Genomic DNA, 25,937 nt, shown 5'->3' with positions numbered 1-25,937 from the left:
GTCAGTTTATTTCATTTGCAAATACGCATTCACATTTTTCAATAATTCAATTGATCGCTCATGTCCGAGCAAACTGCCTTTTTCCAGCCAGTCCCGTGCGATTCCGATATCACGCTCTACACTAATACCCTTGGTATATAAACGCCCAAGATGGCTATAAGCATCTGCATTCACCTGTGCTGCCGCCTGCTGATAATACTGCACGGCTTGCTCAATATTGCTCTCAACACCTTGACCCTGCTCATATGCTTCACCCAGAGCATTCAGTGCCACACCATTCTGCTGAGCAGCCGCTTTTTGCAGATAGCTCAAGCCTAAGGCAATATCCTGCGCAATCTGTTGCCCCTTAAGATACTCCAATCCCAATTCTGCCTGTGCCTGTGCATGTCCCAGTTGTGCAGCCTGATGCAGATAACGATTGGCCTGCTCTGAATGACAGATAAAGACCGGATAAATACCTGACAGAGCCTGATACAGGAACCAGGCTGCTTCCTTGGAGCCTTTCGCAACCGCCTGATTCAGATACTGGACGGCTTTGTCGCGTGTCGGCAATGGATATTCCGCCAGACTATAAAAACGCCCGACGATATAAATTAAATCCGCTTCAGACTGAGCCACAATCTGCCAATAGTGCTGTGCCGCGCTCTGAATCATTTGTGTGGCTTTGGCAATGTCTTTTACTGTACCGACACCATTTAAATAACACAGCGCTAGCCCCATCTGTGCAGACACATCATCAGGACTAAGCTGATAGGCAGCCTGATATAACTCAAATGCTTTTTGCGGTTCGTTGGCCACCAGGTGCTGCTCAAAATACAGCGCAGCAATCATGCATAATGCAGGCGCATGCTGACTGTTGGCCGCTTCCGACCAGTAACGAAATGCCATGGTTTCATTTTTATCAACATACCAGCCATGAAAATAAGCCAGCCCGATTAAAGTCTTGGCTTGTGCATCGGCATGCTCTTTGGACTGCTGCAATAAATGCTGGAACACGCGTTGACGCTGGTCGGTATCGATACGGCCTTGTAACACACCGGCATAATAATCATAGAGACCTTTCTGGTCACCGAGACTGATACAGCGTTTAATAAATTGCAGGGCTTGGGTCGGGTCTTGCGGTAGAATCTGACCACGCGCATAATCATCGGCGATCTGCTGATTAGCGGCCAAATGATCTTGTTGTGCCGCCAGAAACAGATAATGAATTCCTTGCACTAAATCTTGGGTTGTTGAATCTGCCAAATAATACTGAGCCAACTGATACTGCGAATTGGCATGACCCTGCCCGGCATTTTGAATTAATAATGCCAGACGCTGTTTTTCTGCAGTCATCTCGTTTTGAGGCTGGCCTTCGGTAGAAGAAAGTTCAGTAATACGATATTGGGCATCCAGATTGCCACGTGCTACCGCATGTCGGTACCAATACAAAGCTTTTTCCGGGTCAGCCTGTTGATATGCCTCCCCTTCATGAATCCGCCCCAAATGATAAGCCGCTTCATCACTGCCCAAGCGAAAGGCTTTGTCTAGGTAGCTAATGGCTTTTTCAGTATTTTGCTCATGTCCCAGACCTTGCAGATGCATCAGACCCATGCCTACATAGGCTTGTGGGATTTCCTGTTGCTGGGCCAGCCCCTGATAAATCTGATAGGCACGTTCATAATTCGGATATTCCGGATCTGAACTCAAACGTGCTGCATGTTTCAGTTGAGCATCAATCTGCTCAATCCATAAATCATGTTGTATAGCCTTCGCCTGATCACGTTTCACCGGATCCGGACGTTTCCACATCCAGATCGCCAACGCCCCTATCCCCAAAATCAGTACCAGCAAGAACCACATAGCTGCTCCAAAACATTATTTTTGTTCTGCAAATGAATCCTTTCATTCTAAACGCCAGTTTAAAAAAAGCACATAGATTGTGCTTTTTATTTTTTAAATCAGGCTTTTGCTCTTTTATTATCGAGTTTTTTCAAGCCTTCTGCTACAGCGACCATGGCAAAGCTTGAAGTTACCACCACGGCAGAGCCATAACCACCACAGCGCAAGCCGGCACTGGCGCAGACATCGGCACTGGAGAATGGATTATCGATGGAATAGACACAAGTAATGCCGAATTTTTCTTTGGGCTTTTTGCAGATGCCTTTGCTGCGTAACTGGGCACGTAATTTGGCCAGCATCGGATCCTGTTCGGTTTTAGATAAATCGGCGACCCGAATTTTCAGCGGGTCCAGTTTACCCCCTGCCCCGCCCGATACAATTAAAGGAATCTTGTTAAAGCGACAATGTAGCATCAGAGCAAATTTGGCTTTGACATCGTCAATACAGTCGAGGATTAAATCTGGATCACCTGCTAAAGTTTCTTTGATATTTTCAGGCGTCAGGTAATCATCAATCAGATTAATTTTAATGCGTGGATTAATTGCGCGGCAACGCTCGGCCATGACTTCAATTTTTTCATGACCCAAGGTGGTACTCATGGCAGGTAACTGACGGTTAATATTAGACGCGGCCACCACATCCATATCGACCAAGGTCAGCTCGCCCACACCACTACGTGCCAGTGCTTCTACCGCCCATGAACCTACGCCCCCGATACCAATCACCATCACATGACTTTTTTCATAATGGTTAAAGCTGTCTTCTCCATAAATTTTGGCAACACCAGCAAAACGGCGGTCATATTCATCATCTTGAAGCAGGTCGGTCATAGGTCATCTATAGCAATAAAAATACCGGATCATTTTAACAAAATCCGCTTTTCTTTACCGCCACTAAATTTTTGATCGATTTAAATGACATTCAGACCGGATGAGAGCGACAACCCACTCGAGATTGATTAAAATATCAACAAATTAATTCTATGTCATTTGGCCAAAAGGAGTGAAATGTCATGCTATTTAACACCCTTTTGGGTTTGAACATACTTTGTATCGGGCTTTATTTTTATGTTCTGATCAGCCAAAAAAACAAAAATTATTATCTCAGTATTCTCATTCGTTTAATGACTTTAGGATTATTTGGCTTGGTTATTTTCGATCGTTATGAAACACAGAATCATCTGATCATGTTATTGCTCTTGTGGGTAGGCTTTGAAAGCATGGAGCAGTTTTACGCTAGAAAAAAATCCAGTTCAGTAAAATAAAAAAGAGGCTTGCGCCTCTTTTCAATTCATCGGAATTTAGTCTTTATTCATGATAAAGAAATATTGACGATAATATTTCAGTTCTGCAATCGAATCGCGAATATCATCCATCGCCAGATGCGAGGCATTTTTCTTGAGACCGCTCATGATTTCCGGGCGCCAGCGTTTGGCTAGTTCTTTCACTGAAGAGACATCCAGATTACGGTAATGGAAATACTGTTCCAGTTCAGGCATCAAACGGTGCAGGAAGCGACGATCCTGACAGATCGAGTTACCACACATCGGTGAAGATTTTGGATTGACCCATTTTTTCAGGAATTCAAGGGTTTGCTGCTCGGCATCCTGAGCGGTCAGTTTACTGCGACGCACACGCTCAATCAGACCGGACTGACCATGCTGGCGAGTGTTCCACTCATCCATGGCATTTAACAGACGTGCAGGCTGATGTACCGCAAGCACAGGACCTTCAGCCAAAATATTCAAATTGTCATCGGTTACAATTGTTGCAATTTCAATAATTTGATCATTGTCTGTGTCTAGACCTGTCATTTCAAGGTCAATCCAAATCAGGCGGGTATCAGCGGTGCTGCTCATAAATGTGCAATCTTATTGGGTTTAAAAACAACTATAGTAGCAAATTAATTACATCTTGGGTGTCATTCGGGGGCTGCTTCATGCTATTTTTGCCATCTGATTTACCCGGTTTTTTTAGGATATGAATGGCCTTAATACGTAAGCGTCGTCTGACAGAGCAACAACAGCGCCGCATTCAGAAACAACAGAAAACACGTCAAGAAGATCTCGATACCTCCAGTGATCTTGAAGGTTTAGTGGTGCAACATTATGGCCGCCAACTTGAAGTGCAAGCTTTGTCTCGCCCTGACATTCACCCTGAAAAACCTGTGGTCGCCGATGGTGAGCCTGAACCTTTCTGGAAAGAGATTGAACTGGACAGCGTCTGGCGCTGTCATACTCGAACCAATCTGGATTTATTGGTCACGGGTGACCGGGTCAAATGGCAAGCCGATCCGAATACCGGTTTAGGAATTATCACCGCGATTCATCCCCGAAAATCCTTATTGACACGCCCCGACCGCTATCACAAGGTTAAACCGGTAGCGGCCAACATTTCACTGATTGTGATCGTGTTTGCACCATTGCCTGAGCCAGCGCCGGGCCTGATCGACCGTTATCTGGTGGCCTGTGCCGATGCCGATATTCCTGCATTGCTGGTGATGAATAAAGCCGATTTGTTAAAAGAAAACGATCCGATTCTGACTCTGCTGCAAGAATATCAAGATCTCGGTTATGAAGTGATGCAGACCCAATCCGATGGCGACCTGACTGCACTGTCTAATCGTCTGGAAAATGAAACGGTGGCTTTCGTCGGTCAATCTGGTGTGGGTAAAAGCACGCTGATTAATGCGATCGTGCCGGATGCCGCACAGAAAACCAATATTATTTCGGAAAACTCGGCACTCGGTCAACACACCACGACGTCAACGCGCCTGATCGGTTTTGGTGAAGGTGCCGCCCTGATTGACTCTCCGGGAATTCGTGAATTTGGCCTGTGGCATCTGACTTTAGATAAGGTACAAAGCGGCTTTCCTGAAATTGAAAATCTGCTCGGCCATTGTCAGTTCCGTAACTGTACCCATAAGCATGAAAAACAATGTGCTTTGCGTCAGGCTGCGGCCGAAGGTGAAATTTTGCCGCGCCGACTGGACAGCTATTTACGTTTAATCGACGAAATCACTGAAGCACAGCAAAAAAATTAATTTTCTTAACCCTTGGCCCTTGAAGCGGTGATTTTGATCACCATATTTATGAGCTATACTCTTGGCAATTTTAAAATTGTAATTAGGTGAATTGTGGAACGTTGGTTCGAGTTTATGGGGAATCACCCCTTCTTATTTGGAACACTCGCGGTATTAGTGGTTTTGTTCTTCATTATCGAAGGTCAACGTAACGGTCGCAAAATTTCTCCGCAATCGCTGGGAATTTTAGTCAAAGCAAAAAATGCCATGCTGGTTGATCTACGTGATGCCAAAGACTTCCGTGAAGGTCATATCAGCGGCAGCCGTAATATTCCATATAGCCAGATTACAAAACATGTTGAAGAGCTGAAAGCATCTGATCGCCCTTTGGTGTTCATTTGTAACCTTGGACAGGTGGCTGGTACTGCATTACAGCAGGTTGGTCATGCCGATGCCTACCGTCTTGATGGCGGCGTCAGCAACTGGAAAGCTCAAGGTTTACCTTTGGTGAAAAGCAAATAATCCACGAACAGGAGATTGATCATGGCTGAAGTTACTATTTACTCGACGACAGTGTGTCCTTATTGCGTGCGTGCAAAACAGCTACTGGAACGTAAGGGTGTGGCATATAAAGAGATTAACTTGTCTCAAGAAGCGCCTGAAGTACGTCTTGAATTGATGCAGCGTACCAATCACCGTACCGTGCCACAAATTTTTATTAATGATCAGTTCATCGGCGGTTTTGACCAGCTTTATGCTTTAGAGCGTGAAGGCAAACTTGATGAATTGCTGGCTTAACCTTACTAAAATTATCACTTCATATTAAGGATCAAAAAATGAGTGAAGAACAACAAGCTCAACCACAATTGGCATTAGAGCGTATTTATACCAAAGATATTTCTTTTGAAGTTCCTGGGGCGCAAGTTTTTACCAAGCAATGGCAACCTGAGTTAAACATCAATCTTTCTTCTTCTGCAGAAAAAATTGATGAAACTCATTTTGAAGTAGCTTTGAAAGTCGTGGTTCAAGCGACCAACGAAGGTGATACCGCGTTTATCGTTGATGTCACTCAAGCTGGTATTTTCCTGGTAGATGGCGTTGAAGAAGAGCGTCTTCCATACATCCTAGGCGCATACTGCCCGAACATCCTGTTCCCGTTCCTACGTGAAGCAGTGAATGATATGGTGACTAAAGGTAGCTTCCCACAATTGCTATTGACTCCAATCAACTTCGATGCTGAATTTGAAGCCAATATGCAACGTGCCCAAGCCGCTGCTGTGGATGGTCAAGCTTAATCGCTGTCATTCAAATCTAAAAAAGACCACTTATGCGGTCTTTTTTATTGCCTTGAGTGGCCTCCCCGTTTATCAAAGGGGGAATGAGGGGGATTTTAATCATTTCCTCACTCAGAGAAAGAAGTCATTCCCCTCTCTCTAACTCTCTCCCTGAGGGAGAGAGGATTTATAGGACTTATTCCGCATCCGCCATCAAATCAGCGCTCATACCTACCGTATTGAAACCGGCATCGACATACAGGATTTCACCGGTAATTCCGTTAGCCCATGGCGAGCACAGGAATAATGCGGCATTACCGACATCTTCAATCGTCACATTACGTTTTAATGGAGCAACTTTCTCATTCAGGTCAAGCATTTTACGGAATGATTTAATACCTGAAGCTGCCAAGGTACGGATTGGACCCGCAGAGATCGCGTTCACACGAATACCTTCCTGACCCAAGCTAGACGCCAAATAACGTACGCCTGCTTCTAAAGAGGCTTTGGCCATACCCATCACGTTATAGTTTGGCATTACACGCTCAGAACCTTGATAGGTCAATGTCAGCAAACAGCCTTGACGGACTTGCAGCAAAGGTTTTGCCGCACGTGCCATTGCAATAAAGCTATAAGCACTGATGTCATGTGCAATATTAAAGCCTTCACGATCCGTGATCTCGGTGAAGTCACCATCTAGCGTATGTGCCGGTGCAAAACCGATAGAATGCACTACGCCGTCCAGACCATCCCAGTGTTTAGCCAGTTCGGCAAATGCATGGTCAATTTCAGCATCGACTGCCACATCACAAGGAAAAACCAGTTTCGAACCAAACTGTTCAGCAAAGTCATCTACCCGCTTTTTCAGCTTTTCATTTGGATAAGTAAAAGCCAATTCAGCACCTTCACGATGCAATGCTTGAGCAATACCAAAAGCAATCGATAATTTACTCGCAATGCCCGCGATCAAGAAGCGCTTACCCGCCAAAAGTCCTTGTGCCATGTGAATCTCACCTAAAAGAATATATATGGCATGATGCCAAGTCTGAAGCATTTTAGAAATTGCATAATGCACCTTTTTTTCGATTTATGATGAACTGGGAATTTAAGACTGAGTTAAGAGTATTAACTTAAATGGTCAGATGCAGGGCCTGATGAGTATTTTGCCAGAGCTGTTCAGCCAGTTCCTCTTTGTGCATATGCAGGCTCTTTGCCAGTCCTTGCAGCACATAAGGTAAATTTGCAGGTGTATTTCGGGTACGTTGCTCGGTCGAGCTTTGACAACAGAGTGGCGTCATATCCGGACAGTCAGTTTCCAATACCAAATGTTCTGGTCCGACATACTGCACCACTTGATGAAGTTTTTTGGCATTTAGATTGGTGATTTGCCCGGTGATGCCCAGTTTGAATCCCAGCTTGATAAAAGCCTTGGCTTCCTCAATCCCACCACCAAAGGCATGCGCAATGCCGCCCTGTTTAAACTGCTGTTGTTTTAAAATCTGCAAAACCTCCGCATGTGACTTACGGATATGCAGCAAAACCGGCTTATCGAATTGCTGCGCCAGTTCCAGCTGTGCAGCAAAAAAATCTTTTTGCTTCTGGAAAATTTCAGCCTGTTTGTGCTGTTTTAAAAAGGTATCCAGACCGATTTCGCCAATGGCAATACAATGCTCATTTTTAAGCAGCTGTTCCAGCTCCTGTAAATGATCAGTCTGATGCTGTTCAATATAAAATGGATGCAAGCCCGGGGCTAAATGACTTTGCGGTGCATTTCCCAGGTCATTGATAAAGTCGTGAGTTCCTAACAGATCAGCAAAACGGTTTTGCAAAAAACCAATTAAAACCAGATGCTCGACACCTGCCGCTTTTGCCGCATACGCCAACTGTTCCCGATCAGGATCAAAATCGGGAACATCAAAATGGGTATGCGTATCAAACAGTTTCAAGGTCATTTGGCTTTTGCAGCAGATGCTGGCTGTGCCTCAGAGGCAGCTTTTTCAGTTTTAGGCAGATATTCAGGTTTCAGCACACCTTGTAGCTGCTCATAAGGAATCATTAAACGTGGCAAGCCAACCACATATGGCCCAATTTCATATTCGGCATATTGCAAGACCAGACCTTGTTGAGCCAGATAGAAATTATCGGTGAGTCTGAACTTCCAGGCCTGCTCATATTCCGCCACATCTTTGGCCAGTTTGGACTCTACCACCCAGTTTTTAAACGCGTCATAAGCACGCGCTTCCAGTTGAGCTTTCTGTTTGGCTGCAATAATGTCATCCAGTTTGACCAGTTTTTTCTGCTCCAGATCAAAATTATAATAGGTCTGTGCAGATGCGCCGTGTGCGCCTCCTAGATAATAACTGCTGTTCAGAACCACGGTCGCCAACGGATCACCTGAATTCAGAATCTTGGGCTTAATCATCAGGCTAATACTATGACTGGCACTCAGGGCCTTGAGTTCCTTATCCAGATTCAAGAAAGTCTGCATATAGGGCTGGGTTTGCTGCTCAAGCTGCTGTTTCGGTGTGGTTACTGTGGCCAAAGCCGCTTTGGGTTCAGAGGCGGCAACGTCTGCTTCGCTGGCAGCGCTCACTTTTGCCGGTTCAATCGCATCAACAGACAGGATATTTTTCAACTGTTGCAGAATCTGCTGGTCGATCCATTCATCAATAAAGCTCTGATTACTATTCAGGCGTTCGATCGAGATTTCCGGACAGCTTTTGTCTTCACATTCTGGAATCGCCAGCTTGAGCTTTTCAGTATCGCCGCTCAGTTTAAGTGCTTCAGCTTCGGCTTGTAGCACCTCGGAAGCACTTGATTCTTCCGGCTCATTACTCTTCGGCTGGCAGGCACTCAGCAAGATCGCTGATGCAAGGATGGATAGACAAAAGATATTCTTGTATTTTGGCATTCATTCACCTTTTTGGAACCTGTATGCTTGCAGGAGTACGCGCTTTAAAACATATGCTGATAGATATCAGCTTTCAAGACCTGTTGTGTTTGTTGTTTTGTTAAATAAATATCCAGTTGCTTGGCATCTTTGCTGATTTCATGACTGCGAAAATGCAGCCCAATACCTTCCTGATCAAAGAACCAGTCAGCCTGTCCCCAATACAGTTTTTTCGGTGCCTTCTGCTGAACTTGCGGATCATTTTCTTTGAGCCATGTCTCATAGGCTTGCTGAATAATCTGATCCATTACTAACTGTTGCTTAGGATCGATAATATCCAGTGGAGTCAGCATTTTCTGCTGGCGACGATCAGCCACAAAAAAATAATAGCGCTCATGCACGCTGACATTTTCCTGTTTGGTATCGACCCCGATCTGCATCAATACATATTGATTGCGCTGGTAAGGAATGCGGGTATATAGCGATAATTCATAAGCCTTGTTCAAATTGAGCTGCGCCTGCCAGGCATCCGATTTTTTTACATAGGCATTGATGGCCTGCTGTAAATTCATGTCCTGTTTCAAACCGATTTGATCCTGGATCACTTTGGCCTGCTGCTTTTCAATCCATTGGTTCATCCATGGATCAACCGTATGCAAGGTCTGAATATCCAGATTAATACAGTTTTTATTTTCACAAAATGGCAAGGCAATTTTGGCCGGCTGCTCTTGAATATTCAGATAAGGTAAAACATCTGCGGTCTGCTGAGCTGCGGTGATTTTCTCATTTTGCGGAGTATTAACAGGCTCTTTTTCACTTTTATCACAGCCACTCAGGACAAGACTTAAACCAATCACAGAACCGAGGACGACTTCCTTGCTGAGCTTCATTCTCTTTGCTATATCTATCGAGTTATTAATTGCTTAAATGTAGCATAAAATAAAACAGCTTCCGGAGAAGCTGTTTTATATTTTTAAACTTTAGCTGCGTAGCCTGAAAGTTTAGTGTTCACGCGTATTGTGGAACACGATGTCCGGATAACGTTCTTGCATGAGCTGCAAATTCACTCGGCTTGGCGCAAGATAAGTTAAATGACCACCGCCATCTACGGACAACTGGTCATGGGCTTTTTTCTTGAATTCGTTGAATTTCTTCTCGTCATCGCAAGACACCCAACGTACTGTGTTGATGCTGACCGGTTCGTAAACACAGTCGACCTTGTATTCTTCTTTCAGACGGTAAGCCACCACTTCAAACTGTAGCACACCCACAGCACCCACGATCAGGTCGTTGTTATTCTGCGGCATGAATACCTGAGTCGCCCCTTCTTCAGACAGCTCTTTCAGACCTTTTTGCAATTGCTTGGATTTTAGTGGATCTTTCAAGCGGACACGACGGAACATTTCAGGCGCAAAGTGAGGAATACCGGTGAACTGAAGTTTCTCACCCGAGGTAAATGTATCACCAATCTGGATGGTGCCATGGTTATGCAAACCAATAATATCACCCGGCCAGGCTTCTTCAAGATGCTGACGATCGCCAGCCAAGAAAGTTAAGGCATCGCTGATACGCACATCTTTATCCAGACGTACATGCTTCATCTTCAAGCCTTTTTCATACTTTCCTGAACAGATTCGCATGAAGGCAATACGGTCACGGTGTTTCGGATCCATATTGGCCTGAATTTTAAAGACAAAACCGGTGAAGCCTTCTTCATCTGCTTCTACAACACGATCTTGAGTCGGATGGGCTTTAGGAGATGGCGCATATTGACTGAAGGCATCCAGAACATGGTCGACACCAAAGTTACCCAAGGCTGTACCGAATAGAACAGGCGTTTGACGACCGGCCAGGAATTCTTCACGGTCTAAAGGCTCATTGGCCATTTGTACCAGTTCCAGCGATTCTTCAAATGCCGCCCAAGCCAGTTCACCCACTTTCTCACGAAGATCAGGATAGTCATAACCATCACGCACTTCGATCTCAGTAATCACTGAACCGAAACCGGCTTTATACACGTAGAATTTTTCTTCGATTAAATTGAATACACCGGCAAAATCACGGCCAGTACCGAGCGGCCAGGTGATCGGAACACATTTAATTTTCAGAACGTTTTCGATTTCATCCAGAAGCTCAAGCGGTTCACGGATTTCACGGTCCATTTTGTTGACGAATGAAATGATCGGTGTATCGCGCATTCGACACACTTCCATCAGTTTAATGGTACGGTCTTCGACACCTTTTGCCCCGTCAATCACCATCAGCGCAGAGTCTACTGCGGTTAGGGTACGATAGGTATCTTCCGAGAAGTCTTCATGTCCCGGGGTGTCCAGAAGATTGATCATCTTGTCTTTAAAAGGGAATTGCATTACCGAGGTCGTAATCGAGATACCACGCTCTTTTTCCATTTCCATCCAGTCCGATGTTGCGGCCCGGTCAGATTTACGGCTTTTTACCATCCCGGCAACCTGAATGGCCTGACCCCATAACAGCAATTTTTCTGTCATGGTGGTTTTACCGGCATCGGGGTGGGAAATAATAGCGAACGTACGTCGCTGGGCGACTTGTGCCGCCAGTTCTTGCTTAAAGCTCATGAAATATACCTACTGCTCAATGCACAGCATTCGAGATCAAATTCGATCAATATGAAAAAAATTGGCGATATTGTAGCAGAGTTTCAGGGTGGAGTTCCGTGAGCCATATTGTCTATCCTGACGCTCAATCAATTAGAGCGCTATTAATGGAATTGTAAATTTTCTAAACGTTGTTCATCTACCGGCAAGCCCAGTAAAAAACCTTGTAATTGTTCACAACCGAGCCGGGTTAAAATTTCTGCTTGCGCTTCTGTTTCAACACCTTCGGCGGTCACCACCAAGCCCAGTTTTATGGCCAGCTGAATAATGCTTTCCAGAATCATTTCTTCTTTGGAGCCGACTGCCAGATTTTTGATAAATTCCCGGTCAATTTTTAACTCATCTACGGCGAAATTCTTTAAATAGAGAAAACTGGAATGCCCTGTACCAAAATCATCAATGGCTAGACGGATGCCCATTTGTCTTAAGCGCTTAAAGCTGCGCATACTCACATCAATATGATGCATGGCAGTCGATTCAGTAATCTCGATCATTAAATGCTGAGGACTGATTTTATATTGTGCAAATAACTTTTCTAAAGTACTAAACAGATGCTTATGTTCAAATTGTACCGCAGACAAATTGACCGCGATAGGGAAAAATTCAGTATGTGTCCGTTGCCATTTTTGAATCTGCTGACAAGCCAGTTCCAATGCCCAATAGCCCATTTGAATAATCAGTCCGGTTTTTTCAGCTGCATTGATAAACAGATTCGGGCCGAGCAGCCCAAACTGGGGATGGTTCCAGCGAATTAATGCCTCTACCCCACACAAGCTACGATCCTTGGTCCAAAACTTGGGCTGATAAAACAGCACAAACTGCTGTTCTTCCACGGCTTTATATAGATCATTAATCAGGGTACTCTGACTCTTGCTTTTATCCTGATCGGTAGAGTAATTAAAGACTGAATAGGTATTGCGTCCCTGATACTTGGAACTCAGCATCGCGGCATCAGCATTGACCAGCAGATCCTGTAAATTTTTGCCGTGCTCCGGATACATGGCAATACCAATACTGCCCGAGATATGAATACTCTTGCCTTCAATCAGGAAACTTTCCTGAATCAGTTCAAGAATCTGTTCTGACATTTTTGCAGCTTTGGCGACTGAAGTATTTTCCAGTACCAGCAGAAATTCATCCCCACCGATTCTGAGCAGCTTGGAATGATGGCCTAATAACAGATGAATCCGCGTGGTCAATTGAATCAGCAACTGATCGCCGACCAGATGGCCAAACACATCATTGACTGCCTTAAAACGATCCAGATCGATATATAAAAAAGCAATTTCATGCTGCTGTTCGGACTGACCTGAAAACAGCAGATTTGCATATTCAGCCAGATACAAACGGTTAGGTAATTTGGTCAGATTGTCCTGAATGGTCTGATTTTCAATTTGTTGATTGGCCCATGCAAGCTGACGGTTGCGTAATCCCACACGCAGTTCGGACACGATGATACAAATCAGCGTTACCAGCAGCAATCCACTCATCAGTATCATGGCCAGAAATAGCTGATCATGTGCCTGAACTAATTCCGGTGACTGTTGCATATGGGCGGCAGTAAAATTGAATGACATCATGCTAATAGAGTGCATGCCAAAGATGCTGAGTGCGATCACACCTAATACGAGAACTGACCGGAAAAATGACCAGGTACTTCTGGTACTTAACCAGAGGATAAACATAGATGCAATGCATATCACCAGAACAGACAGGAGCATCAGGCCCAAATCCATCTCATATTTATTCAGCACAAAACTTGCTGTCAGCCCAATAAAATGGATCAACCATATGAATAGGCCCAATAGCATGGCGGTTAGCATTAAACTAAAAATACTAAAGTTTGGCTGTGAAGCGCCTGAAGCAAATTTTTTAATCCGCGCAATAAGATAGCAAGCCACTAATGCAGAGAAAATGGAACCGATGAGCAGACCAATATCATGCTGAATATCAATCATATAAAATGTTCCCCATCGGTGATCATTTTTATTATGCTCTGCACTGATATTTCCATTTTCACCCGGTCAAATTTGAACTCAGTAAAATCTCAAGACTGACCATCCATACAAGCCAATTGATTTGCAACAGCATCAGTCTTAACTAAAATTTCGACTTTATATTTCTTTCTTTTGAAGTTGAGAATTGCCCCAAAAATAAGACTCAACATAAAAATAAAATACAACTTATATATTAGAAGTGTTTCAAATTTAAGCAAATATTTAGCTTCATTTTTTTAGCTCATTTATTCGATCACTATCACAATTTTTTTCTTTTTATTTAGACAGATGGCACTTCATAGCAAAATTTTATTTGGTCTTTTGTACAGATTTTCAAAATAAAAAAAATAGCCTGTCGAAACAGGCTATTTTAATGAATGATAAATAAAGTTAAATCTTAGGATTTTTTCTGTAAGTTGGCATAATCCAGTAACACATTTGCCGCTTCAATCACAAAAGCTTCTTCTTCAGGCAAAGCCGGACGTTCTTTGGCCTTCATCTTGGCACGTGTTTCAATCAAGGCATCCAGTGAAGCCTGATAACTTTCCCAATTTGGATAAGGTTTCAGACCTGTTGCGGCACGGCGAGTGTTTTCTGCGTCCAGCGTTTTTTGCTCCATAGCAATCAACTCAGCCTTACGCTGTTGCAAATCCAGTACCTGACGCTTTTCTTCCTCAGCTTTCTTCATCACTGCTTTACGCTGTTCTAAATATTTGAACTGAGAATCCAGTGTGACCCTTTGCTGAGAAAGTTTAGCCAATTCAGGAACGTATTTCTGTACTGCACCTTCACGTTTAAATGGTGCCGTTGGAATGGTATCCCACTGCAAGGCATTTTTAGCCTTACGCTCGCCAAACTCTTCGTTATAAATATCGACCAGTTTAATGTCCGGAACGACCCCTTTATTCTGGGTACTGCCACCAGTCACACGGTAGAATTTACGCTGTGTCAATGTCGCCTGACCATGCGCCAGACTATCCAGTTGTACCTGTGCTGTACCTTTACCTGTGGTGGTACTGCCAATCACAATCCCGCGCTCATAATCCTGAATCGCAGCAGAGTAAATTTCACTGGCCGATGCAGAGGCCAGATTCACCATCACTGCCAATGGACCAGCATAAGTTTGTGCACCGCCATCATCATCTTCAAAGACGCTGACATTGCCATTGCCATCACGGATCTGCACCACTGGACCAGACTTGATCACCTGCCCCAACATACGCGCCACTTCTTCCAGTGAACCACCTGGGTTATTCCGTAAATCGACAATAATCCCGGCAACATTCTTCGCTGCCAGCTCTTTCAAGGCTTTGTTGGTATCTTCAGACACCGAACGATAATCGGTACCGGCACGGCGTGCACGATAGTTCAGGTAGAACGATGGAATTTCGATCACACCATATTGATATTTCTTGCCATCGCGTTGAATGTCGACTACACGCGTACGTACACCGGCATCTTCTTCCTGAATCACATCGCGGGTAATGGTCACATTACGTGCCTGCCCCATGGCAGCACCCGCACCGAGTAAGCGTAGAGTGACTTTCGTGCCACGTTTACCACGAATCAGACCGACAATTTCATTACTTGGCCAGCCAATGACATCGACCATTTGCTCGCCGTCTTGGGCTACACCAATGATACGATCACCTGATTTAACTTGACCGGATTTGCTGGCCGGACCACCTTCAACGATGGTTTCAATCTTGGTATAATCTTCATTGCCACGCTCCGGACGAATCGATACGCCGACGCCTTCCAGCTGTAAAGTGGTCTGACGATTCAACTCCATCGCATCCACAGGCGGGAAGTAATTACTGTGGGGATCATAAGTCAGCATCATCGCGTTCAGTGTCTTGTCGAGCACATCATCACTTTTGACGCGGCTGAGACGTTCCAGTTGACGGGTATAACGCTTGGTCAAGGTTTGCGCAGGCGTTAGATCTTCAGGACCAGTCAGGTCTTGTCCATTGGCCAATTCCGGATTGGCTTTCAGCGCTTTCTGCTTGGCCAATTCCTCTTCTTTACTGATGGTCAGATTGATCAGCTGAGACACCAGCATTTTTGACCAGTGCGCACGCTGTTCAGCCTCAGTTTTAAAGAATGGCGCTTTCTCACGATCCGTTTCGATATAAACATTTGGCTGATTCAGATTCTGCGGTTTTTTCAGCTCATTCAACATATAGTTGTAGAACTGGTGCAAGCGCTGTTGATATTGCGCATGCATTTCATAAGGACCAGACAAGTTGCCGGCTTTCAGATTGGCACCAAAATTGGCACCATAGCGTTTCTTATAGTTTTCAACTTCTGGGGCCAGAAACAGACTGTGTTCCGGATCAAGACTATCAATATAGAAATCAAAAATACGCTGCGAAGTCTGGGCATCCAGACGCATATTTAAATAATGCTGACGGTCAACCAGGGTTGCCAGCTGACGTGACACCAGCGCCTGCTCTTGAGATGGCTGAATTGCTTTACTGACCACTTCATTACTATTGGCCGCAATCGCATCATTCACTACATGGGTAAAAAAGAATCCACCTGTCGCAATCGCAACTGCGCAAGCTATAGTTTGAAATTTCATAAATAATTCGTACTTCCTTGGCCTAGAGACCAATGTGACCGTGTTGCTTTTCGACCAGAATTTAACGTATTCAGCATCTTAAACAACTTAATATGTTTATGTCGTGTAGTTTTATCATATTCTGTGCTGACAAAGTGTAGCAAATCATTGCAGAATTCAGGTATTGTTTTCTCCGAAAAACTCTAAAACGGATTCCGCATATGATTGGCGCATTGATGCTCGACATCGCAGGCACAACCCTCACTCAAGAAGATATTGAACTATTAAGTGCGCCGCAAGTCGGTGGAGTGATTTTATTTGGTCGCAATATCGAATCTCCGGCGCAAGTCCGTGCTTTGACCGATCATATGCGTCAGGTGCATCCTGATATTTTAATTGCGGTAGATCAGGAAGGCGGTCGTGTCCAGCGTTTAAGACAAGGCTTTACCCTGCTGCCTGCCATGGGGAAATTTGGCGAACTTTATACGCGCGATCCACAGCGTGCCCTTGAACTGGCTGAAAAATGCGGCTGGCTGATGGCGACTGAAGTACTGGCTGTCGGCATTGATTTCAGCTTTGCACCGGTACTGGACTTGAATGACATCAGTGATGTGATCGGCGATCGCAGTTTCGCGCAAAATATTCAGGATATTATTCCGCTGGCTGGTGCATTTCTGCACGGCATGAAACGTGCCGGCATGGCTTCAACTGGTAAACATTTCCCAGGTCATGGCTCAGTCAAAGCGGATTCACATGTTGCTGCAGCAATTGATACGCGCTCCTATGCAGAAATCCAGCAAAAAGATATGCAAACATTTATCCAACTGCAACCACAACTGGATGCGCTGATGCCGGCTCATGTCATCTATAGTCAGGTTGATCCTAATCCGGCAGGCTTCTCGGAATTCTGGATTCAGAAGGTTTTACGTCAGGAGCTGGGCTTTGACGGCGTCTTGTTCTCGGATGATTTAAGCATGCAGGCCGCATGTGTCGCAGGCGGTGCCGATGTCCGAATTCAGGCCGCACTCAAAGCTGGTTGTGATATGGGTCTGGTCTGCAATGATCGTGCAGCACAATGTATTGCACTGGAAGGAATTGAAGATCTGCCCCTCCCGAACCAGCAACGCCTGGAACGCATGCGCGGCAACATCCCGAACATCCAGATTGGTGATGAACTGGATCTGGGTGAAGAATGGCGCGAGATCCGTAATGAAATACTGGCATTTAAACAGCAATCCAGCTAAAACTTTTTAAATCCAATCAATATGAAAAAGGGACACGACAAGGTGTTCCTTTTTAATTATAGTAATGAAAAGGTCACACTATTATTTAATCAACTTAAAAATAACAATAAGGTCAGAACAAATATGACAGACTCACTTTCGCAACATCGCCATATTTCTTTTACGGCGCACTATACCGGCTATATCTGGTATCAAATGGGAATCTCACATCCAGCCTTTGCTACATCCAAAGGCAAGTTTCTGGCCAAACTGCTTCATCCACTTGAATCCTGGGCAGAACGTCATGTCGGCGGTAGCATGCGGACTACACTTAAGCAGCGCCATCAGATGATTGATGAGCATCTGTGTCAACTAATTGAGCAACACCCACAACTTCAGGTTCTTGAAATTGCCTGCGGACTATCTCCACGCAGCTGGAATTTCAGACAGAAATTTCCCGAGATTAATTATCGTGAACTGGATCTGCCCGATATGGCCGAGATCAAGACGCAGGCTTTACAGCAAATCGATCAGCATGCCCCTGAAGTCCTGACTGCCGATATTTTTAGTGAAGAGCTGGACTGTATTTTTCAGATGTTTGACCGAAACCAGCCCTTGGTCATCATTAGTGAAGGGCTGATTAATTATTTTGATCAACATATGTTACGCATTCTGATGCAGGGTATTACAGAAAATGCGCAGTATTTCCCGGCAGTTCACTATCTCAGCGATATTTATCCCGAACCGGTGAAAAATAAACTGGCGAACTTTATCTGGAGCTGTAGCCGCCTGCTTAAATTCATGTCTCGCAGTGCGTTTACCTTTCATTTTAAATCCCCCCAAGAACTGCAGCACTTTTTTCAAGATGCAGGATTTGACCAGGTTGAGGTACAACAACCACAACGTTATTTTGCCGAGCCTCGTCAGCAAAACCCGACTCATGAACAGGATGAACATTTGGGTGATCTGGTCTGGATGATTCATGCCGTGAAAAAAAACAGCGTTTAAGTACGCTGTTTTTTAAAGATGATGTTTTTAAATTGCCGCATCAAATACTTCAGTTTGTGACAGTACTTTTTGCATTTGTACAAAGCGTAATAAGCGTTCTGCGACTTCAAAACTGCCATGTTTGAATAAGGCACGCAGCTGAGTATCATCCTGTTCAAAGATTAGGCATTCAATCTGAAATCCCCCTGTTTCATCTTCCAGATGCAAGGCCAAATCACGTGGATAAGTTGTTGCATGCGCAGCCTGTTCTGCATCTAACTCCAGCAATACTCCGAAGAAATTCATGTCCACAATCTCTGCTTTTAAAATGAGATCAGAATGACGATGACTGAGGAAACGCTGTGAATCTTGCACCTGAATCCTCTCTTCACCGCGACGTTCAAGCTGCTGTATCTGTTCGCGAGTGAATGGAATAATTCCTTCCAGTTGATCCACAGGCTCATCACACAAGAAAGTTGCAAACAGATGCATGGTTTCTTTACGACGTTGCAACTGCGGTACATGATCGGCGCCTGCAATTTGCACGTACTGCATATCCGGGCATTGCAGGGCAAAATTCGCATTCTCATGTGGCAAAGTAAAACTGTCATACTGTCCACATGCCACCAGCACTTTGCACTGCGGAATCGGCACATTGGTCAGACGCAATAAACGGTTGCAGTTAATATCATAACGATCCTGTTCGGTGGCCGTAAATTCCGCCATCTGTTTAAAGAACAAACGCTTTGCAGTCGGTGACATCCGGGTTTCTGTTAAACGTGCATGATTCACCAGGTACAAAATGACGGCCTGACCAAATTCATCCATACGCTGTTCTTTCATTAGATGCAAAGACTCTTCCAGCAGCATCCGCCAGCTTTTACGGGTTTTCTGCATCACACCCATCAGGATCATCCGATCGACCAGTTCAGGACGCTGATCTGCCAAACAGGAAGCCACCACTGAACCCAAGGACATGCCTAGAATTGCCACTTGCGGCAGCTGCATCTGTTCCAGCCAGCGCCCCAGCATCGCAGCAAGGTCTTCAAGCTCCAGTGTTCCGGCAGACAGCCCCGTATCGACATTACTAATCTGCTGGTTGGCCCCCATGGACGGTAGGTCAATCAGAATGATGGGACCTGCATCAAAAAGCTGTTCTACACAGTATTTGTAGGAATTAAAATTCTGGAAAGCTCCCCCAATAATCACCATGGGTCTTAAATGTAAGGTATCCGGACGGGCGATCGCCATATATTCGATTTTCCAGCCATCCATCCAGGTGGTGCGTGGTGGCTGCTTAAAACTGTGCTTATCATAAAAATCAAAAAAACCATCGTGTCTATGTTGTTCCAATACATGGGCGTCCATGTGGATAATGGAATTCATATTCCTTTTCCTCCGTCCTTGCCTTATTTTTATTGTGCAAGTCATGCTTAACAGATTTTATATTTCAGGCGCATTCCGGTGTGCCTGAACACGCATCCTGCTCTTTAATAATTATAAATGACATCAATGCCGCGTGTTTCATTCTATACAGAGCTGCTTTTCACAAGCAACCGCTTCAGTGACCACTTATCTACTTTTAAACAGAAAACAATTTCAAAATGTTTAGAAGTCTGCGAAAACGGATGATTTTTAATAGATGGGCTTCATTGTGCAGCAGCAGGCTGTTAATATCGAAATGAAATTTCTAAGTGATCAAACCGCTATGCAAGAGTCTATTGAACAATACATGCAAACGGTAGGACAGCAGGCACGCCAAGCGTCTCGCATTTTGGCTCGCGCGTCCACCCAAACTAAAAATAATGCGTTATCCGCTATTTATACGGCTTTGGAAAATAGCCAAGCTGCTATTTTGGTTGCTAACCAGAAAGATATGACTAAGGCGCATAATAACAATCTGGACCCTGCCCTGCTTGATCGCTTAGAACTCAACCCCGCGCGCTTTAAAGGTATGTTACAGGGCCTGAAAGATGTCATTGGCCTGAAAGATCCGATTGGTGAAATTAGTGATATGGCTTATCGCCCATCCGGGATTCAACTGGGCAAGATGCGTGTGCCTTTGGGTGTGGTCGGCATGATCTACGAATCACGTCCTAACGTCACGTTGGAGGCTGCATCACTTGCGCTGAAATCAGGCAATGCCATTATTTTACGGGGCGGTTCAGAAGCTCTGGAATCGAATCAGGCAATTGCAGTCGCGATTCAGCATGGCCTGAAAGTCGCAGGCTTGCCTGAGGCTGCCGTACAGGTGGTAAATACGACTGACCGCGCTGCAGTGGGCCAGTTGATTACCATGACCGAATATGTGGATGTGATTGTGCCTCGTGGCGGCAAGAGCCTGATCGAACGGATTACCGAGGAAGCACGCGTACCGGTCATCAAACATTTAGATGGCAACTGTCATGTCTATGTAGAAGCACAAGCGGACTTGTTGAAAGCCTTGCCGATTGCGCTCAATGCCAAAACCCATCGCTATGGCGTATGTAATGCCATGGAAACCCTGCTGGTCGATGAAAAAGTCGCTGAAGAATTCTTGCCACGCATCGCGGAGCTTTACCAAGAGAAAAAAGTCGAACTTCGTGGTTGCCGGGAAACCCAGCGTATTCTTGGAGATGCAGTAATTACAGCCACTGAAGAAGATTGGTATATCGAGTATCTGGGTCCTATTCTGGCGATCAAAGTCGTTTCTGGTATAGAAGAAGCCATTGAGCACATTAACAAATATGGCTCGCATCATACTGATTCTATTATTACAGAAAACTACAGTCTGGCTCGCGAATTTCTGGCGGGTGTAGATTCAAGTTCGGTCATGATCAATGCCTCTACTCGTTTTGCAGATGGTTTTGAATATGGCTTAGGCGCAGAAATCGGAATTTCGACCGATAAAATCCATGCTCGTGGCCCAGTCGGTCTTGAAGGCCTGACTTCGCAGAAATGGATTGTCTTTGGCGATGGTCAGATTCGCCAATAAGTATTCAGATCGCTAACTTAAAAACAGCCTCATTTATGAGGCTGTTTTTTTTATGGACAGAAAAATTGACACTGAAATAGATGGATTAGAACCTTCGGGTCATTTTATTGATGAATCTCTTTATAGAATTGTATTTAGAAACAATATTTGCCTTTTCAGGCGCTAAACTAAAAACCAATCTGTTCTAAAATTAAATTTAAGCAGAATTGAGTATTCTTATTGATTATATTTTCAGCATCATTTTATTTATAAATGAAAAATATGAACTGATAAATTTTAGTTATTATTGTTAAATCGGTCGATAATGCTTAAGTCTAATCTGCTAAAGTCTATCTAGGACAGAAAAAAAACAAATGTTAAAACATATTCATTGATCTGGATTGCTGCTTCATTGTCCGCAATTGGGTCAAGCAAATGGACGAGAATTTTAATTAAAAATTGGGTAATCAATCGTGTCTAAATCAGTATTAGTTATTAATTGTGGCTCTTCTTCAATCAAGTTTGCATTACTTCTTGAGGAGCAGAATTTCCGTATTCATGGTTTAGCTGAGAACTTAGGCACAGAGAATGCTCGCATTAAAGGCGTGACGGTTGGCAATGAGCCGGTCGATATCCACATTCCATTTGCTGACCACAAAAAAGCACTCGAAGTCGGTCTGGAACGTCTGGCCAACTACCGTCCGGATGCGATCGGTCACCGTGTCGTACATGGGGGCAGCCTAACCAAAGCTGAACTAATCAATGACGAGATTATTGAAAAAATTCGTGAAGCAACGCCGCTTGCACCATTACACAATCCGGCACACCTGATTGGTATTGAAGCTACCAAACGTTTATTCCCGGAATTACCACAGGTTGCGGTATTTGATACTGCCTTCCACCAAACCATGCCAGCGCATGCTTATCGTTATGCCCTACCGAAATTCCTATATACCGCCCATGGTGTACGTCGCTATGGTTTCCACGGGACTAGTCATGCCTATGTTTCAGAGCGCGGTTCTGAACTGGCAGGCAGTTTCAAACAAGGTGGCTGGTTAACCGCGCATCTGGGTAATGGTAGCTCGACCTGTGCCGTGTGGAATGGGAAAAGTGTAGATACTTCAATGGGCTTAACTCCGCTTGAAGGCATTGTTATGGGCACACGCAGTGGTGATGTCGATCCAAGCCTGCATAGTTTCTTGGCGAAAAACCTGGGTTGGGACATTTATAAAATTGACAAGATGCTGAATAGCCAAAGTGGTCTTTTGGGTCTGTCTGACCTGTCGAATGACATGCGTACCCTGATTGAAGCTTCAGAACAAGGCAATGAAGATGCCGCACTGGCGATTGAAGTATTCTGCTACCGTTTAGCTAAATCTCTGGCAGCGTTGAGCTGTGGTCTGCCACGTCTTAATGGTCTGTTCTTCACTGGCGGCATTGGCGAAAACTCAGCGTATATCCGCGAAAAAACCATGACTTACCTGCCTCATTTCGGTTTCAGTCTGGATAAAAATGCCAATAATGAGCTGAAACGCGGTACCGAAGGCCGAATTGATTCAGGTACAGGCCCACAAATCTGGGTAGTGCCAACAGATGAAGAAGGCCGTATTGCACGGGAAGTTCAAAGTGTGGTTGAACTTGAAGTGGAGCGCAATACTGCAAAAAAGTCTCAAGCTGAGGTAATGCCTGCATAAGCAGGCTTTAGCTTCTTTTTCACTGATTTTTATTATTCTGCGACTGACATAATTTATGAAAACAATTTTATTGGTTCCCACGGGGGAAGGCGTAGGCTTAACTTCTGCATGTTTGGGCCTGATTTATGCACTGGAATGCCAAGGGGTAAAAGCTGGTTTCCTGAAACCTTTTGCCCAGGAATTGAATGAAATCGAAGACCGCACCACGGCTTTGTATCGTCATATTTCTCAAAGTGAAACGGTTGAACCTATCCGTTATAGCAAAGTCTTGCAGCAGATCAATCTGGGTGAACAGGATGAATTGCTTGAAGAAGCGGTGCGTCTGCATCGTCAAATTGCTAAACAGCATGACCTGATTATTGTCGAAGGGCTGTTGCCAAATACTCAGGACAGTTTTGCCGATGATTTGAATGCTTCACTGGCACAAGCACTGGATGCCAAAGTTATTGTCGTCAGCAATGCCAATATTCAGCAGCCAAGCCAAACCGCAGATAAAGTTGAACATCAGCTGCGTAATTTTGGTGGCGCCAGCTCTACCCGTCTGGCAGGTATCATGTTGATGCGCACCAAGGGTCTACCTGAAGAATCTGCGCAGATTCCTGTCACGCTGAATCCGGATTTACGCCTTAAAGCTGAAACCGCAGAATTTATCACCGCCATTCGGCAGACGCATCCGCATATTGGCTCTGAAAAATTGCCAGTGATTGGCTTGGTGCCTTTCAGTAAAACCTTAAGTGTGCCGCGTATGTCTGATCTGGCAGCCCATATTTCTGCCTACTGGATCAACGAAGGCGAAGCCAAACAGCGCCGTGTGCAACACAGTAGCCTGATTTCAGCCAATATTGAACATGAATTGCATAAATTCGTGGCTGGCGAATTAATTATTAGTGCCTCCGACCGAATTGATGTATTACTGGCAAGTAGTCTGGCCAGTAGTAACGGGATTCCTTTGGCCGGTCTGGTACTGACTGAACATCAACAGCCAAATGATCATGTATTAGAGTTTTGTCAGACTGCCATTAAGCAAGGTTTACCAATCCTACACACGCCACTCAGCACGTTTGAAACCGCACAAAAACTGGCAAATCTCAGCAATGAAATTCCAGTGGATGATACTGAACGTGCAGATCAGGTGACACGTTTTGTTTCAAGCCATATCAATCCGGAATGGCTGAATCAAATGTTGAATGGTTCTTATAAGCCACGTCTGTCACCTTCCGCTTTCCGTCATGAACTGGTACAGAAATCGATTGCTGCGAAAAAACGTATTGTACTGCCAGAGGGTGATGAACCGCGTACCGTACAGGCTGCGGCCATTTGTCAGGCGCGTGGTATTGCACAGTGTATTTTGCTGGCCAAGCCTGAAGCTGTGCTAGAAGTAGCCAAAGCTCGCGGTATTGAATTGCCTGAAGATCTGGAAATTCTTGATCCGGATCTGGTGCGTGAAAACTACATCGACAAGATGGTGGAGCTGCGTAAAGGCAAGCTCAACGAACTACAGGCCCGTGAACAACTGCAAGATACAGTAGTACTTGGCACCATGATGCTGGCGCTGGATCAGGTTGACGGTTTGGTGTCGGGTGCAGTGCATACCACGGCGAATACGGTACGTCCTGCTTTCCAGCTGATTAAGACTGCTCCGGATTACTCACTGGTATCTTCCGTATTCTTTATGCTGTTGCCAGATGAAGTCTATGTGTATGGTGACTGTGCGATCAATCCGGACCCTGATGCAGAACAGCTGGCCGAAATTGCAATCCAGTCCGCCGATTCTGCCAAAGCCTTTGGTATAGATCCACGGATTGCGATGATTTCCTATTCGACGGGAACTTCCGGTACCGGCGCAGATGTGGAAAAAGTCGCTGAAGCCACACGGATTGCCAAAGAACGCCGCCCTGACCTGCTAATTGATGGTCCATTACAATATGATGCAGCATCGGTGGAAAGCGTGGGGCGCCAAAAGGCACCTGATTCACAAGTGGCTGGACGTGCCAATGTATTTATTTTCCCGGATCTGAATACCGGTAACACGACCTATAAAGCGGTACAACGTGCTGCCAATGTAGTCAGTGTTGGACCAATGCTGCAAGGCTTGAATAAGCCGGTCAATGACCTGTCGCGTGGTGCCTTGGTCGATGACATCGTGTTTACCATTGCCTTAACCGCGATTCAGGCCGAGCAGCAAGAAGCTTAATACTTCTTGAATTTAAGTTTTCCAAACCATCTGATTGAAAAATCAGGTGGTTTTTTTATAAAAAAACACTCATAGCTTCAATAAATTCAGCACGCGATCATTATCTCGTTTTAATAAACAATAAAAATGCCAGTCTTTCGAACTGGCATTTTCAACGGTTACTCATAAAGTCTGTGACATAAAAAATTAAGCTGAAGCAGCCCTGCTTTTCAGTCCACTAACTTTAATTTCTTATAAGGTAGTCCACTCTTTACGTACCTCTTCCGCAGTTTTATTGAGCACGACGCTATCGTCTTTGATTTCACTTACCCAACTCAAGGGAATCAGATGATGCTCATTATTTTCATCATCACTTCTTGTTAATTTAATTGAATCCTGACCTTCTAAATGGTCCACCTTCCCGACTTGAGTACCACATGAAGCAATGACTGAAGCATGTTCTTTAATATCACTTGCATTAAAATTGTTCATTCTACTTGCCTGTTTCTAGAAGTTGAGAGAAACAGTCTAAGCAATAAAAAATGCCGCATGTGTAAGGGTTTTCAGGCTTTGAGTTTTTCTGGGTTAAAAATGTAAATGGTCAACATGGCTTGAGTAAGCTATAGGAGAGATGCTTTTTAAATTTGA

22 protein-coding genes are annotated in these 25,937 nt (G+C 44.7%); 10 read left to right on the top strand and 12 right to left on the bottom strand.

The window, feature by feature from the left end:
- Positions 1-6: 6 nt before the first annotated feature.
- Positions 7-1,842: a tetratricopeptide repeat protein gene (locus tag J7649_RS12615; protein ID WP_219308408.1), complete on the bottom strand. Its 1,836-nt coding sequence runs from the start codon at positions 1,840-1,842 to the stop codon at positions 7-9.
- A gap of 98 nt (positions 1,843-1,940) precedes the next feature.
- Positions 1,941-2,711 (bottom strand): tRNA threonylcarbamoyladenosine dehydratase, encoded by a 771-nt coding sequence (locus J7649_RS12610; protein WP_114542006.1) that lies wholly within the window; start codon positions 2,709-2,711, stop codon positions 1,941-1,943.
- A 182-nt stretch (positions 2,712-2,893) separates the two neighbouring features.
- Between J7649_RS12610 and J7649_RS12605 the strand changes: the two genes are divergently transcribed.
- The gene (locus J7649_RS12605) at positions 2,894-3,145 is read left to right on the top strand and encodes a hypothetical protein (protein ID WP_004733081.1); all 252 of its coding nucleotides are present in this window, start codon (positions 2,894-2,896) and stop codon (positions 3,143-3,145) included.
- Positions 3,146-3,181: 36 nt separating this feature from the next.
- Here the strand turns inward: J7649_RS12605 and orn are convergent, their stop codons facing one another.
- A complete protein-coding gene (orn, locus tag J7649_RS12600; RefSeq protein ID WP_044109923.1) occupies positions 3,182-3,739 on the bottom strand; it encodes an oligoribonuclease in 558 nt (185 codons plus the stop codon).
- 125 nt (positions 3,740-3,864) lie between these two features.
- Between orn and rsgA the strand changes: the two genes are divergently transcribed.
- The 4 genes from rsgA (at position 3,865) to secB (ending at position 6,197) form a co-directional block, all read left to right on the top strand.
- Positions 3,865-4,923, top strand: coding sequence for a ribosome small subunit-dependent GTPase A (rsgA, locus tag J7649_RS12595; protein ID WP_004278384.1), 1,059 nt, complete (start codon positions 3,865-3,867; stop codon positions 4,921-4,923).
- A gap of 93 nt (positions 4,924-5,016) precedes the next feature.
- The gene (locus J7649_RS12590) at positions 5,017-5,424 is read left to right on the top strand and encodes a rhodanese-like domain-containing protein (RefSeq protein ID WP_004647440.1); all 408 of its coding nucleotides are present in this window, start codon (positions 5,017-5,019) and stop codon (positions 5,422-5,424) included.
- Between the two features lie 21 nt (positions 5,425-5,445).
- A complete protein-coding gene (gene grxC, locus J7649_RS12585; protein WP_004278388.1) occupies positions 5,446-5,700 on the top strand; it encodes a glutaredoxin 3 in 255 nt (84 codons plus the stop codon).
- A 38-nt stretch (positions 5,701-5,738) separates the two neighbouring features.
- Positions 5,739-6,197, top strand: a complete 459-nt coding sequence (secB, locus tag J7649_RS12580; protein WP_004647439.1) for a protein-export chaperone SecB — start codon at positions 5,739-5,741, stop codon at positions 6,195-6,197.
- A gap of 175 nt (positions 6,198-6,372) precedes the next feature.
- Here secB and J7649_RS12575 read toward each other — a convergent pair whose 3' ends face one another.
- The 7 genes from J7649_RS12575 to J7649_RS12545 all read right to left on the bottom strand — a co-directional run bounded on the left by J7649_RS12575 (position 6,373) and on the right by J7649_RS12545 (position 16,280).
- Positions 6,373-7,179: an enoyl-ACP reductase FabI gene (locus J7649_RS12575; protein ID WP_004647438.1), complete on the bottom strand. Its 807-nt coding sequence runs from the start codon at positions 7,177-7,179 to the stop codon at positions 6,373-6,375.
- A gap of 127 nt (positions 7,180-7,306) precedes the next feature.
- Entirely contained in the window at positions 7,307-8,128 is an 822-nt protein-coding gene (locus J7649_RS12570) for a TatD family hydrolase (protein WP_219308406.1), read from the bottom strand.
- Entirely contained in the window at positions 8,125-9,087 is a 963-nt protein-coding gene (locus J7649_RS12565; RefSeq protein WP_219308402.1) for an RsiV family protein, read from the bottom strand. The genes J7649_RS12570 and J7649_RS12565 overlap by 4 nt, the downstream gene beginning before the upstream one ends.
- Before the next feature lie 44 nt (positions 9,088-9,131).
- Positions 9,132-9,956, bottom strand: coding sequence for a hypothetical protein (locus J7649_RS12560; protein ID WP_219308400.1), 825 nt, complete (start codon positions 9,954-9,956; stop codon positions 9,132-9,134).
- 111 nt (positions 9,957-10,067) lie between these two features.
- Positions 10,068-11,660, bottom strand: a complete 1,593-nt coding sequence (locus J7649_RS12555; protein ID WP_004647433.1) for a peptide chain release factor 3 — start codon at positions 11,658-11,660, stop codon at positions 10,068-10,070.
- Between the two features lie 143 nt (positions 11,661-11,803).
- Positions 11,804-13,657, bottom strand: a complete 1,854-nt coding sequence (locus J7649_RS12550) for a putative bifunctional diguanylate cyclase/phosphodiesterase (RefSeq protein WP_219308398.1) — start codon at positions 13,655-13,657, stop codon at positions 11,804-11,806.
- A 436-nt stretch (positions 13,658-14,093) separates the two neighbouring features.
- On the bottom strand, positions 14,094-16,280 hold the full coding sequence (locus J7649_RS12545) for a carboxy terminal-processing peptidase (RefSeq protein ID WP_219308396.1): 2,187 nt from the start codon (positions 16,278-16,280) through the stop codon (positions 14,094-14,096).
- Between the two features lie 200 nt (positions 16,281-16,480).
- Between J7649_RS12545 and nagZ the strand changes: the two genes are divergently transcribed.
- Together nagZ and J7649_RS12535 are read left to right on the top strand one after the other, a co-directional pair.
- Positions 16,481-17,503, top strand: coding sequence for a beta-N-acetylhexosaminidase (gene nagZ, locus J7649_RS12540; RefSeq protein WP_219308394.1), 1,023 nt, complete (start codon positions 16,481-16,483; stop codon positions 17,501-17,503).
- Positions 17,504-17,626: 123 nt separating this feature from the next.
- Complete coding sequence (locus J7649_RS12535) at positions 17,627-18,490, top strand: class I SAM-dependent methyltransferase (protein WP_219308392.1); 864 nt, start codon at positions 17,627-17,629, stop codon at positions 18,488-18,490.
- Between the two features lie 27 nt (positions 18,491-18,517).
- Here the strand turns inward: J7649_RS12535 and J7649_RS12530 are convergent, their stop codons facing one another.
- Entirely contained in the window at positions 18,518-19,855 is a 1,338-nt protein-coding gene (locus J7649_RS12530; protein WP_219308390.1) for an alpha/beta fold hydrolase, read from the bottom strand.
- Positions 19,856-20,177: 322 nt separating this feature from the next.
- Between J7649_RS12530 and J7649_RS12525 the strand changes: the two genes are divergently transcribed.
- The 3 genes from J7649_RS12525 to pta all read left to right on the top strand — a co-directional run bounded on the left by J7649_RS12525 (position 20,178) and on the right by pta (position 25,310).
- Complete coding sequence (locus J7649_RS12525; RefSeq protein WP_219310118.1) at positions 20,178-21,443, top strand: glutamate-5-semialdehyde dehydrogenase; 1,266 nt, start codon at positions 20,178-20,180, stop codon at positions 21,441-21,443.
- Between the two features lie 452 nt (positions 21,444-21,895).
- The gene (locus J7649_RS12520; protein ID WP_219308388.1) at positions 21,896-23,116 is read left to right on the top strand and encodes an acetate/propionate family kinase; all 1,221 of its coding nucleotides are present in this window, start codon (positions 21,896-21,898) and stop codon (positions 23,114-23,116) included.
- A 55-nt stretch (positions 23,117-23,171) separates the two neighbouring features.
- Positions 23,172-25,310 carry a phosphate acetyltransferase gene (gene pta, locus J7649_RS12515; RefSeq protein ID WP_219308386.1) on the top strand — a complete coding sequence of 713 codons (2,139 nt, stop codon included), beginning with the start codon at positions 23,172-23,174 and terminating at the stop codon, positions 25,308-25,310.
- Positions 25,311-25,541: 231 nt separating this feature from the next.
- On the opposite strand, the gene J7649_RS12510 is transcribed toward pta, so the two are convergent.
- Entirely contained in the window at positions 25,542-25,781 is a 240-nt protein-coding gene (locus tag J7649_RS12510; protein ID WP_004729548.1) for a DUF2171 domain-containing protein, read from the bottom strand.
- Between the last annotated feature and the right edge of the window lie 156 nt (positions 25,782-25,937).

Source organism: Acinetobacter lwoffii (assembly GCF_019343495.1).
In the GTDB taxonomy this organism is placed as follows: Bacteria; Pseudomonadota; Gammaproteobacteria; order Pseudomonadales; family Moraxellaceae; genus Acinetobacter; species Acinetobacter lwoffii_P.
This window is presented reverse-complemented; position numbering and strand designations above follow the sequence as displayed.

Coding starts and splice junctions, on each gene's coding strand:
- J7649_RS12565 (WP_219308402.1), bottom strand. CDS start 9,087: ATGCCAAAATACAAGAATATCTTTTGTCTATCCATCCTTGCATCAGCG.
- J7649_RS12545 (WP_219308396.1), bottom strand. CDS start 16,280: ATGAAATTTCAAACTATAGCTTGCGCAGTTGCGATTGCGACAGGTGGA.
- nagZ (WP_219308394.1), top strand. CDS start 16,481: ATGATTGGCGCATTGATGCTCGACATCGCAGGCACAACCCTCACTCAA.
- J7649_RS12615 (WP_219308408.1), bottom strand. CDS start 1,842: ATGTGGTTCTTGCTGGTACTGATTTTGGGGATAGGGGCGTTGGCGATC.
- J7649_RS12535 (WP_219308392.1), top strand. CDS start 17,627: ATGACAGACTCACTTTCGCAACATCGCCATATTTCTTTTACGGCGCAC.
- pta (WP_219308386.1), top strand. CDS start 23,172: ATGAAAACAATTTTATTGGTTCCCACGGGGGAAGGCGTAGGCTTAACT.
- J7649_RS12570 (WP_219308406.1), bottom strand. CDS start 8,128: ATGACCTTGAAACTGTTTGATACGCATACCCATTTTGATGTTCCCGAT.
- J7649_RS12550 (WP_219308398.1), bottom strand. CDS start 13,657: ATGATTGATATTCAGCATGATATTGGTCTGCTCATCGGTTCCATTTTC.
- J7649_RS12525 (WP_219310118.1), top strand. CDS start 20,178: ATGCAAGAGTCTATTGAACAATACATGCAAACGGTAGGACAGCAGGCA.
- J7649_RS12610 (WP_114542006.1), bottom strand. CDS start 2,711: ATGACCGACCTGCTTCAAGATGATGAATATGACCGCCGTTTTGCTGGT.
- J7649_RS12510 (WP_004729548.1), bottom strand. CDS start 25,781: ATGAACAATTTTAATGCAAGTGATATTAAAGAACATGCTTCAGTCATT.
- J7649_RS12560 (WP_219308400.1), bottom strand. CDS start 9,956: ATGAAGCTCAGCAAGGAAGTCGTCCTCGGTTCTGTGATTGGTTTAAGT.
- rsgA (WP_004278384.1), top strand. CDS start 3,865: ATGGCCTTAATACGTAAGCGTCGTCTGACAGAGCAACAACAGCGCCGC.
- secB (WP_004647439.1), top strand. CDS start 5,739: ATGAGTGAAGAACAACAAGCTCAACCACAATTGGCATTAGAGCGTATT.
- grxC (WP_004278388.1), top strand. CDS start 5,446: ATGGCTGAAGTTACTATTTACTCGACGACAGTGTGTCCTTATTGCGTG.
- J7649_RS12530 (WP_219308390.1), bottom strand. CDS start 19,855: ATGAATTCCATTATCCACATGGACGCCCATGTATTGGAACAACATAGA.
- orn (WP_044109923.1), bottom strand. CDS start 3,739: ATGAGCAGCACCGCTGATACCCGCCTGATTTGGATTGACCTTGAAATG.
- J7649_RS12605 (WP_004733081.1), top strand. CDS start 2,894: ATGCTATTTAACACCCTTTTGGGTTTGAACATACTTTGTATCGGGCTT.
- J7649_RS12575 (WP_004647438.1), bottom strand. CDS start 7,179: ATGGCACAAGGACTTTTGGCGGGTAAGCGCTTCTTGATCGCGGGCATT.
- J7649_RS12555 (WP_004647433.1), bottom strand. CDS start 11,660: ATGAGCTTTAAGCAAGAACTGGCGGCACAAGTCGCCCAGCGACGTACG.